Origin of the sequence: Hominimerdicola alba 8, assembly GCF_000178155.2 — a bacterium.
GTDB lineage: Bacteria > Bacillota > Clostridia > Oscillospirales > Ruminococcaceae > Hominimerdicola > Hominimerdicola alba_C.
On sequence record NZ_ADKM02000136.1, the window covers coordinates 1 to 9,975 of the forward strand.

At 40.5% G+C, this 9,975-nt stretch carries 12 protein-coding genes and 1 pseudogene; 3 read left to right on the top strand and 10 right to left on the bottom strand.

From position 1 onward, the window contains the following. The 4 genes from CUS_RS18315 to CUS_RS18330 all read right to left on the bottom strand — a co-directional run. The coding region (locus CUS_RS18315) for a hypothetical protein (protein ID WP_002853601.1) at nucleotides 1-308 on the bottom strand (308 nt) is incomplete at its 3' end. Nucleotides 309-368: 60 nt separating this feature from the next. After that, nucleotides 369-758, bottom strand: coding sequence for a hypothetical protein (locus CUS_RS18320; RefSeq protein WP_037278017.1), 390 nt, complete (start codon nucleotides 756-758; stop codon nucleotides 369-371). 42 nt (nucleotides 759-800) lie between these two features. Beyond that, nucleotides 801-1,607 (bottom strand): hypothetical protein, encoded by an 807-nt coding sequence (locus tag CUS_RS18325; RefSeq protein WP_002853594.1) that lies wholly within the window; start codon nucleotides 1,605-1,607, stop codon nucleotides 801-803. A 14-nt stretch (nucleotides 1,608-1,621) separates the two neighbouring features. Continuing rightward, on the bottom strand, nucleotides 1,622-2,680 hold the full coding sequence (locus CUS_RS18330; protein WP_002853595.1) for a hypothetical protein: 1,059 nt from the start codon (nucleotides 2,678-2,680) through the stop codon (nucleotides 1,622-1,624). Between the two features lie 207 nt (nucleotides 2,681-2,887). Here CUS_RS18330 and CUS_RS19985 point away from each other — a divergent pair, with 207 nt between their 5' ends. The 3 genes from CUS_RS19985 to CUS_RS18905 all read left to right on the top strand — a co-directional run bounded on the left by CUS_RS19985 (nucleotide 2,888) and on the right by CUS_RS18905 (nucleotide 4,095). Further along, the gene (locus CUS_RS19985) at nucleotides 2,888-3,064 is read left to right on the top strand and encodes a hypothetical protein (RefSeq protein ID WP_002853592.1); all 177 of its coding nucleotides are present in this window, start codon (nucleotides 2,888-2,890) and stop codon (nucleotides 3,062-3,064) included. A 141-nt stretch (nucleotides 3,065-3,205) separates the two neighbouring features. Then, nucleotides 3,206-3,460: a hypothetical protein gene (locus CUS_RS18335; protein WP_002853611.1), complete on the top strand. Its 255-nt coding sequence runs from the start codon at nucleotides 3,206-3,208 to the stop codon at nucleotides 3,458-3,460. A 17-nt stretch (nucleotides 3,461-3,477) separates the two neighbouring features. Then, nucleotides 3,478-4,095: a hypothetical protein gene (locus CUS_RS18905; protein ID WP_002853603.1), complete on the top strand. Its 618-nt coding sequence runs from the start codon at nucleotides 3,478-3,480 to the stop codon at nucleotides 4,093-4,095. A gap of 295 nt (nucleotides 4,096-4,390) precedes the next feature. On the opposite strand, the gene CUS_RS18345 is transcribed toward CUS_RS18905, so the two are convergent. The 6 genes and pseudogenes from CUS_RS18345 to CUS_RS19990 form a co-directional block, all read right to left on the bottom strand. Then, the gene (locus CUS_RS18345) at nucleotides 4,391-7,366 is read right to left on the bottom strand and encodes a type I restriction endonuclease subunit R (protein ID WP_002853602.1); all 2,976 of its coding nucleotides are present in this window, start codon (nucleotides 7,364-7,366) and stop codon (nucleotides 4,391-4,393) included. 15 nt (nucleotides 7,367-7,381) lie between these two features. Then, a complete protein-coding gene (locus tag CUS_RS18350; protein WP_002853605.1) occupies nucleotides 7,382-8,101 on the bottom strand; it encodes a HEPN domain-containing protein in 720 nt (239 codons plus the stop codon). A 1-nt stretch (nucleotide 8,102) separates the two neighbouring features. After that, nucleotides 8,103-8,327 (bottom strand): hypothetical protein, encoded by a 225-nt coding sequence (locus CUS_RS18355; RefSeq protein WP_002853609.1) that lies wholly within the window; start codon nucleotides 8,325-8,327, stop codon nucleotides 8,103-8,105. A gap of 4 nt (nucleotides 8,328-8,331) precedes the next feature. Continuing rightward, nucleotides 8,332-8,760, bottom strand: a complete 429-nt coding sequence (locus CUS_RS18360; RefSeq protein WP_002853593.1) for a hypothetical protein — start codon at nucleotides 8,758-8,760, stop codon at nucleotides 8,332-8,334. Nucleotides 8,761-8,775: 15 nt separating this feature from the next. Further along, entirely contained in the window at nucleotides 8,776-9,786 is a 1,011-nt protein-coding gene (locus CUS_RS18365) for a toll/interleukin-1 receptor domain-containing protein (RefSeq protein ID WP_002853597.1), read from the bottom strand. Nucleotides 9,787-9,788: 2 nt separating this feature from the next. Next, a pseudogene (locus tag CUS_RS19990) lies at nucleotides 9,789-9,975 on the bottom strand (restriction endonuclease subunit S); the annotation flags it as partial.

The window sequence follows — 9,975 nt, forward strand, 5'->3', positions numbered from 1 at the left end:
ATACCATACGGGATCTTGCATGGGTTGAAGTGGATCGGTTCGGATTCAGGGTCTCCAAGAACAAGAAGTTTAAGTCTTTCAGGCTCAACAAGAGTTGAAAGTGTTCTCCAGTCGGATTTTTGAGTCATGCAAACTATTCTGAGCCGCTTCCCGGAATTTTCCCTTTTGGCTTTAGATAACTCAGCAACAATATTGATAGCTGCGGTTGTTTTACCCGATCCCGCAGGTCCGGTCAGAAAAGTGTTTGTAATTCCACTGACAGGAATATTTACATTTGAATTCTCAGCCTTTGTAAAGTTTATAATCATTTTTCTCTTCTCCTTTATCGTTTGAGTGTTTCTTGTTTACTTCTGCAACAGTTTTTAAGATCATTTTCTGATGATCTCGACCGTCAATTTCCCTTCTTTGTCCCTAAAATCGCCGGGAATAATAAATATTGGTTCTCCGTCATCCATCAAAAAATCGATCCATTCCGAAAAAAACGGTTCGTTAATAGAAATGCGCCTTTTCTGTTCATTATAAATGAACGGATCTGTGCTAACAAAGCCGTTTCCGTTCATGTTTTTCTCATAGAGAAAATCGTAACAAGTAGCTCCTTCAAGAAAAGCCCAAGCATAAAAAACACTTTCATCCTCAGTGATCTCAGGTTTTTTTGCTCTTAGTACTCGTGCTATTTCCAGATTCAATGGTGTAGGGACAAGAACATCTCTATTGGGGTTTCCGGGAATGGTGGTCATTCCGTATTCTAATTCTGCCATATTTTTTCTCCTTTACTCGTATTGGACATCTATCCGTTTCGGTCATACAGCTATTATATCAGCTGTTTTGGTAATTTCCGATCTTATCCAGAATTCACCGGTAGACAGCCTTGAAAAGTCGATAGTTTCGGCATCTGTATTTATTTTGTCAGTTTCGGTGCAGTTACTTGTCCTTCCGACTATCATAAGAGGCACATTGGCAAGAAAATCACAGGACACCGAAGAAATATTCTGACCTGCAGTTATAATGCTTATTCCGTTATCAGCTGTATCAGCATACACCGACTGTAAAATCTCAGCATTCTCTTTACCGAATACTTTTTCAGGATAATCATCGAGAACAAAAAATGTTCTTATGCGCTCCGTTTCTTCTCGAAGAGCTGCATTCCTGCATAGTTGTGAAATGGTATTTGCAAAGATCTTAGTTGCCAGTTCAGTTACTACACCTTCCGCAGATATAATCACCGTATTGTACTTGTTGAAAGCATCGTGTGTGAGTATCTGCATCAGATCATACCATAGAAATTCCTCCATCACCACCACAGCCGAAGGATCCGTATATTTCTTCTGCAGCTCTTCGACCGGCATAAGATTTTTCAGCTGAATAACAAACTTAGAGCCGCAGAGATTATTTACTGTTCTTTCAGTTTCGTTTTTGAATCTGAGGTTTATTATCTTGTAGGGGGTGTTGTTTTCTGTCATAGTTCTTGAGATCTCAGACATTATTTTATCCAGAAGAACGGTTTTTCCTGAACGTTCCGAACCAAGAACAAAAATATTGGACATTTCATCAACTGAGATATTATACATCTCGTTTGTTTTGATGCTATTTCCTATTCTGATCTCCATATTTTTTCCTTTCTTTACTTAATATAGATAAGCCCTCTTGTGGACCATTCCCTGTTGGAAAGACCCTGTATGGAAGCAGCTACCTCAGACTTTTTCGCTCTCTGGAGTCCATAATAATAATTATATCCGTTGTAAGGATTTTTCTTGCCGCCCTGAGCAGGATCCGAGTTGCTTTCTGCATAATAAGGGTCTGCTATATAGTAATAGCCGTTATCATCGCCGGTCTCACAAAGAATGACGACATAATGAGAACCTGTGCAGTGAACTCCGTCTGTCTGACTCTTATAGTGTATTTCTGTACCTACATCATAAAAATCTGACCACTGATAAACTCCGCACAGAACATTATGTCCCTTTTCTACCTGCTTATCTATCTGACTGATTATGCTTTTCTGATCCATACTGTAGGTATCACAGTATTCTGTTGACTTTCCGTACTTCCGGGCGTAAGAGTTTATCATGTACTGGATACCGTACATAGGTGTACCGACTGTATATCCCCAGTTGTAAGAGCCTGCCCAGGGGTTCGCTCCCTTATCGTACTTGAATTCATTGATAAGCTGACCTTTGGTTATATTGAGATCCTTATCAAGTTCGTTGTTTATGACAGTGCATGCTGCTACCTGTCCGCAGCCAAAATCATGTCTTCCGTTGTATTTCAGTACCCCATCAACGTACATCGTACTGCTTTCACATTCTCCCAACTGAGAGATGGCACCGCCGAGATTTATGCTGTTCCTGCTGTTGCTTACCGCTGTTATATGAGTGTTTGCCGTACTGATAAGATACTGATTATAGTTTACGTTTATGACGTAAAGATTATCCCGTATCTGGTAGCCCGTATAGAATCCCCGTCTGATTATCCTGCTGTTTTTAGTGGACTTGTACTTGCCATCCACATACTGCAAAGTGTACTTTGCTTTCAGGACCTGTATTATTGCAGGCTTGCTTTCACTCGTTGAGTAAGATGCTGCAGTCATCGCGGATGCTGATATTCTTTCGGCAGGATAAGCTCCCGCTCCCAGCATAATTGCCGCCGCAGAAAGACTGCAAACTATTTTCTTGAAATCCATTCTATCAACTCCTAAAAATGTTATATACTAATTATAGCAGATTTTTCTTTTAATTAAAAATCATATATGGTTGAAGTATATTTGATCTGTGTCACATGTGACACAGTAAAGGACGAATTATATTCGTTCTGATTTTTCGATATAATTATTTCCGAAGAATATAACATTCAGATGGAAAGCACAGATTTTTGAAAGGACGTGGCAAGTATGTGCGATCTTGGATATGGAGTACTTAAAGAAGGATTGAAAACCGGCAGAGAAGAAGGCACCCTTGCTACTCTTGCCGGGCTTGTAAAAGACGGTATCTTAACTGTTGACGAAGCTGCAAAGAGAGCAAATATGACTTCAGCTGAATTTGTAGCAAAAACAGGAATAAAAGAATAACAAAGTAATCGGTTTTACAGCTCTGCTTTATGCGGAGCTGTTTTTTTATTGCTTATGATTTTCTGTTATAATTACTTCAGGATCAGTTTTGGATAACATGGAGTAAAAACTGGATCACTATATTATTTCGGAGGAATTATTATGAATGAAAAGCATTTTTTAATAACTACGGGAGAAGGCGGAGATCACAACATAAGGGCTTTTAAAAGCTACAAGTCTGCATACAATGCCATGAAACGTGCTTATAAGCAGTATGAATTTGACACTTCGGAACTTGGATATGGGACTTGTTATATCACAGACAAAGATGCTTATGTTGATTCTCCTGATGACGGGTGGCAGAGGCACTGGATAATTACAACCCTGACCGAGCTTGATTCAATAAAAATAAGATAAAAACGGAGGAACCGAACTTGAGTACACACGCATATATTTTTGAAAAGACAGAAAAAAATTACAGAGGCATATATCTTCATTGTGACGGATATATTGAAAGTGCAGGCCGAATCCTGACAGAACATTACACAGATCCGGATATTGTATCAGAACTTATCGATCTGGGTTCATTATCTGTTTTGGGTTTTTGTATAGGCAAAAAGACAGATTTTGATAAATACGATAGAAACGGAACACAGTGTCTTGCTTATCACAGAGACAGAGATGAAGATCTTGAGATACTTGATCCTGAGGTCTTGAATGAAAATAACATTTCAAGACTGAACGCTTCATTCGTATATCTTTTTGATCATGATAAACAGACCTGGTTTCTGTGGGACAGTTTTGAACATGAATGGATAGATATGTTAGAAAAGATAGCAGAAAAAAGAGATAAAGAAAATTATAATGACAGTAAACTTACTCTTCTATGGAGCGAGCTTACAGACGTACCAACTGTAACCGAAGAATACAAAAACAGACTTGACCAAAATTGGTTCGGCTGGAAGAAAGGAACTGATGTAATAGAGATATGGCATTGGTTTGACGAAAGGCTTAACGAAGGTCTGGGCGTATTTATGGAAGAGAATCAATAAGATAAATTCAGTTTTACAGCCTTGCTGAAGCAGGGCTGTTTTTTTGTGATTTTTGCTATTTGTGTCACGTGTGACACAAATAGCACCGATATATAGGTCGGTACTCATAAAGAAGTTTTCCAAAAACTAATATGAAAGACCTATACAGCGGCTATAAGCAAAACAGGAGGGGACTTCATTTCGAAGTCTCTTCCTGTTTGTTTTTTAGCACATAATTCAGACAACATATTATTATAGTTGAACCTGCATAATAGCCTTTTGTTAGAAAATATTATATTGAGTTGCAAAAAAAGATTTATTTTTCTGCTGCTTTCTTCAATGAATTATAGATTTCTTCCGTAAAAATACCGAGGACTTCACGCTTGATCTCCTCGTCATTGAGCAGCAGAGAGAAAAAGTCTTGATTCTGCTCCAGTCCTTCGATCAGTGCATCGTCAATATCGTCAAAATAAGAGAACTCAAAGTCTTTGACCGTATTATTCTTTGCACTTGCTTTCAGCTTGTCAGACTTCATCAGAATATCCCTGATCTGAAGCATTGCCTTTACTGCAACATCGCTGTCATAGGATTTGCCTGTCCGTGCATTGATCGCTGCGATGATCTCCGAGAGCCTTTCTTCCTTTGCAGGAGTAAGACCGAATGTTTCAGCAGAGGGTAGCTTCACAATTGGCTTTGCGACAATATCTGATCCTGTATGTTCGTCCTGTTTCTTCTGCACGAACTGTGTCGCTCTTATCTTGCCGTCAAGGTTGAAGCCTGGACCTGGGTGTTTGATATTGATGTGAGAAAGCAGAAGAATGATGTAGTTGTATTTCTTGTGAAGCTCTGTATCCTCAAAGCTGGATACTTGGATCATAAATTCATAGAAACGCACGAACTGACGGAGGTCAACCACGATCTCACGCTGTTTCTCGATACTATAATGCTCGATCAGCTTTTGCGACTTATCAAGGCAGAAGTTGATCTTTTTCTTGTCGGCAGACTGTACCTTCTCCTTGTAGAGTATCTCGTTGACCTTATCTACATCATCGGGATCAATGATCGCATAAGCATCTATCTGTGCTTCAAGGTCGTAGATCGCAGTCGGAGTAACGGAATTTGAGAGAAGCGTGGTTGTGTAATACGGAGCAAATGCCCCTACAATATTATCATAGCTGTTGACAAAATCTAGGATAAAGGTCTTTTTCTCAAAGGGAGGACAAATTCTGTTCAGACGGGAAAGTGTCTGCACCGCATTGACACCCTTGAGCTTTTTCATGATATACATAGCACAGAGCTTGGGCTGGTCAAATCCTGTCTGATACTTGTTTGCAACCAAAAGCACCTGGTAATCGTCCTTGTCGAACTCTTTGGTGAGCTGATCTTCGGGAATACCGTTGATACCCGGCTCTGTGTATTCTGTATCATCATCAGAGAGCTTCACCTTGCCGGAGAACGCAACAAGCGCACGAATGCCTTTGTAACCCTTTTTTGAGCAATAATCCTCAAACGCTTGACAATACTTCACGGCTGCCTGTCTTGATGCAGTGATGACCATTGCCTTTGCCTGTCCGCCAAGCTCCTGCATAACAGTTGTGCGGAAATGCTCTACGATGATCTCGATACGCTGGGCAATGTTCGTTTCGTGCAGCTCAACAAACCGAGCAATCTGCCGTTTTGCACTTGCAGTCTGCATCTTCGGGTCTTCTTCTATCTCCTTGTTGATCTGATAGAAGGTCTTGTAAGTGGTATAATTCTGCAATACATCGAGGATAAAGCCCTCCTCAATAGCCTGCTTCATTGAATACACATGGAACGCTTCACGCTGTCCGTTGGTATTGATCGTACCGAAAAGCTGTAAAGTAGTCGGTTTTGGTGTAGCTGTGAAAGCGAACATCGAAACATTCTGCTGTTTGCCGTTTCTTGCAAGCTCTGCGGCGATCTTGTCCTCCATGTCCTGATACAGCTCATCGCCCATACCGAGTGACTGCGTGACCGCTGCCATATCCTTGCCTGCCGTAGAAGAATGTGCTTCGTCGATAATGACAGCAAAACGCTTATTCTTCAAACCCTGAACGCTGTCTACGATATACGGGAACTTCTGGATAGTAGTTGCAATGATCTTCGTATTGCCGTTTAGGGCGATAGCGAGATCGGCAGAGTTGCATTTTTCGTCCATCACACGGATAAGTCCCGACTTATGCTCCATACCCATGATCGCTTTTTGAAGCTGTCGGTCAACAACCACTCTGTCGGTCATGATGATAACATTATCGAAAATGATCTTGTTGTCGGCATCGTGGAGCGTAGCAAGGCGATACGCAAGCCAAGCGATAGTGTTGGTCTTGCCGGAGCCTGCACTATGCTGAATAAGATAGTTGAGCGAGGTGCGGTTTTCCTCTACATCTGCAAGGAGTTTGCGGACAGCATCGAGCTGATGATAACGGGGAAATATAATGCTCTCCTTGACCTCGATCTTTCCTGTCTTTTCGTTCTCTTTCTCAGAGGTCTGAATGAAAATGAATTTGGAGATCAGGTCAAGTATCGTGTCTTTGGTGAGAATATCGTCCCACATATAATGAACAGGATAATCGTCCTTACAGGGAGCGTTTCCTGCACCTGCATTGACACCCTCGCCATTGCCTTGATTGAACGGCAGGAAGAAGGTCTTTTCGCCGTCGAGCTTCGTTGTCATGTAGACTTCGTGCAAGTCCATAGCGAAATTGACAAGTGTGCCTGCCTTGAATAAGAACAGTCTGGACTTCGGATCACGCTCCATACGGTACTGATAGATCGCATCGTCCGTGGACTGTCCTGCATAGTTGCATTTCAGCTCCATAGAGATGATTGCAAAGCCGTTGAGGAAAATCACAACGTCGATACGCTCTTTGTCATTCGCCCAAACTTCTTCCATGACGGTAAATCGGTTCATTTCATATTTCCGCATCAGGTCTTTATTGAAAGTGGTGGCAGGCTTTGTGAACATCAGCTCCAGCTTATGCCCCGACAGCTCAACACCGTGACGGAGGACATCAAGCAAACTGCCCCTTTTCTTCGTACACTCCGCATTGATGAACGAAACGATGGTATCTTCGAGCCTGTCCTTATGTATCTTGCGGAGCTTTTCCATTGTCTCAGGCTGGGTATCGTTCAGAAAGCCGAACAGCATCTCACGGTCGATCGCAAAACGGCGATCAAAGTCTGTTGCTTTTCTGATCGTGTAGCCGTTTTGGTCACGGAGTATGCCGAGCAGTTCCGCCTGATAGTCTTTTTCAGTTAGTATATTGTTCATTTCTAGCACCTACAATTACAATGTGAAATAAATATAGATTATATCACGTAGCTTTATACAAAGAGAAACAAATAAATCTCTGATACTACAAAACAATTGATTCGTTTTTGGATAATCCAACTGAATAACAGGATTATTTAATACTAGGTATTTATCACCATTGCTTCTTTCGTTTTCAAAAATATAACGATAATATTCAACCACAGGTTCATCTTTACTATATTCAGCTATTAAATTTTTGAGCTTTTCTACTGTTTCCAAACATTCGTCTTTTGCATATTTAAACTTTTTTTCGCTTATAAAGAATATACCTTGTCCCTTATCTATTTCGCAGTAATCTAGATTCGTTAGCTTATCATTAATATTGCTAACAAGTTCATTTAAACTATGCGTTATTTTTGGAGATTCACCGGTCAATGTAACATATAAAGCCTTCAACATTAATTCTACGTAGTGCCTGAAATTGAATAGATATGGCAGAATTAAATGTTCTATTTCTTTGTTTTTATCAAATCTATTTTCTATCTCTTTACCTAAACATAAAAACGCACTTTTATAGCTGTTAGCAACAAAGAATAGTATAGATGCATCATTTCTTAAGCAACCATCGTTTATATCAAAAATCGGATCGTTGCTATCCGGATTACCACTAAAATCTATGCGTATTGTTTTGTTTTCTCTATCAATACTGTGTATCGAATAACCTGTTCCTGATTTGATTTTATCATTGCTCACCCTATGACACCTCTTTCTTCCCAGTCACATACTCAAATATCAGCGATTTCTTACATTCTTCTATTATGTCAGGCTGGGTATCATTCAGAAAGACGAACAGCATTTCACGGTCGATCGCAAAACGACGGTCAAAGTCAGTAGCATTTCTGATAGTAAAACCTTTTTTATCTCGCAGGATGCCGAGCAATTCTGCCTGATATTCCTTTTCGGTCTGAATATTGTTCATCTCATTATCCTCCGATCCATTCTCCAGTTTCAAGATTTACAAAATTAGCGAGTTTGATCTCAGATACAAAACCGTCGCCATATTCGCCGTTTCGTGTCTGATCATCGAGCTTAAATGAGATATTATATAGCTTTCCAGCCTTAGTTTTTCGGATAAGACCGTTTTCAAGGAAATATGTGATACAGCGTTTATGAGCTTGTTTATCATCGAGATGAAGATAGAAACAGCACACACCGTCAGGAGCGTTGCTATGCTTTGCTTCTGCAACAACACCATCGGCAACCGCTTTCTCGCATATTTTAGCCGCAAAGTTATTATCTTTGAAAAAATACATCCACTTTCCGACCTTACTGTTATCAAACTTCTTGGCTTCTGCTTCGTTTACATAATACACCCAATAGGCGTTTGAGACTTTTTTCAGCGGTTTAGCCATACCACACACCTCCATTTAATTGGCTTTTAGTCGTTTGATTAGTTGTTTTGCAAACAGCAGAGCGATTTGATCGCAATTATATTTGCTTGAATCGATTGCCTGAATATCAGCCACATTTGGATACTTCTCCTGAAGCTGTTGCATAGTAATATTGTGTACTATGGGGAGAATCAGCTTTTGTCCATTTCGATTCTGGCGGTTCAGAAATTCGGAAAGCTCACGCTCTGTCCATTCACGGTCAAAGAAGTTCTCAGAAATTACAATAATAGCAAACTCTGCTTTCTTTGTGCCGTTCAGTATACGTTCTTTCCAGTTGTCGCCCCATTCAAGTGATTCTTTGTCATAGAAGATGCTTATCCCCAACTTTTGAAGTGACTGATAAAGTTCCTCTATCAGCTCCTCTTTATCCTTGTTTGCGTGGGAAATAAACACATCATATTCAGTTAAGGTTTTAGCCTGATACTTTGGAACTTCCACCTTTTCCACTCCATTCATCTTATCAATAAAATCTCTATCTTTGCTTATACTTGTCAATGAAGCAACTAAACGGCTAAAGTTCCTATGGAACAAAAGCGATTCCATTGATGAATACAGAGGGTGTTCACTTAAATATTTGGCATGGAAGATTCTCACATCGTCCATCCACACATTGGCGGGCATATTATGTTCTGCAATACTTTCACCGTCATAGGAAACTTGTGTGGGTGGACTGATGGTTTTGGCTCGTTCAAGCAACTCCATCAGCTTCTTCTCAAATTCGCTCATAGTCAGTTCTCGTTCAGCTTTTTCCTGTTCTTCCTTGTGCTGCTGATATAGATAACCGTCCTTTAATATAGTAATGATGTATGGGATATTACTTGCCCATTTTGTATCAACAAGACCGTTGTCTTTCAGCTCCTTGAAACAGCCACGGAGGATAGTATCCTCTCGGTGGTCGGCTGCTTCAAATCGTTCTGCCCAATAGTTTCCGTCAGACTCATGTTTGATTATCTCAAACAAGAGGTTTTCTGCTTCTTTTGAAATCATAGTCACGCCTGCACCTCTTTCTTGCCTGTCACATACTCAAATATCAGCGACTTCTTGTATTCCTCTATTGTTTCGATCTGCTGTTTCTTATCAGCAATAATAGCGTTTGTACGCTCCAGAACGGAGTCGATGTGTTCAACGATAGCTTGCTGTTCCTCAACAGGCGGCATAGGATAAAGCAATTCAGCG

Coding starts and splice junctions, on each gene's coding strand:
- CUS_RS18320 (WP_037278017.1), bottom strand. CDS start 758: ATGGCAGAATTAGAATACGGAATGACCACCATTCCCGGAAACCCCAAT.
- CUS_RS18325 (WP_002853594.1), bottom strand. CDS start 1,607: ATGGAGATCAGAATAGGAAATAGCATCAAAACAAACGAGATGTATAAT.
- CUS_RS18330 (WP_002853595.1), bottom strand. CDS start 2,680: ATGGATTTCAAGAAAATAGTTTGCAGTCTTTCTGCGGCGGCAATTATG.
- CUS_RS19985 (WP_002853592.1), top strand. CDS start 2,888: ATGTGCGATCTTGGATATGGAGTACTTAAAGAAGGATTGAAAACCGGC.
- CUS_RS18335 (WP_002853611.1), top strand. CDS start 3,206: ATGAATGAAAAGCATTTTTTAATAACTACGGGAGAAGGCGGAGATCAC.
- CUS_RS18345 (WP_002853602.1), bottom strand. CDS start 7,366: ATGAACAATATACTAACTGAAAAAGACTATCAGGCGGAACTGCTCGGC.
- CUS_RS18355 (WP_002853609.1), bottom strand. CDS start 8,327: ATGAACAATATTCAGACCGAAAAGGAATATCAGGCAGAATTGCTCGGC.
- CUS_RS18360 (WP_002853593.1), bottom strand. CDS start 8,760: ATGGCTAAACCGCTGAAAAAAGTCTCAAACGCCTATTGGGTGTATTAT.
- CUS_RS18365 (WP_002853597.1), bottom strand. CDS start 9,786: ATGATTTCAAAAGAAGCAGAAAACCTCTTGTTTGAGATAATCAAACAT.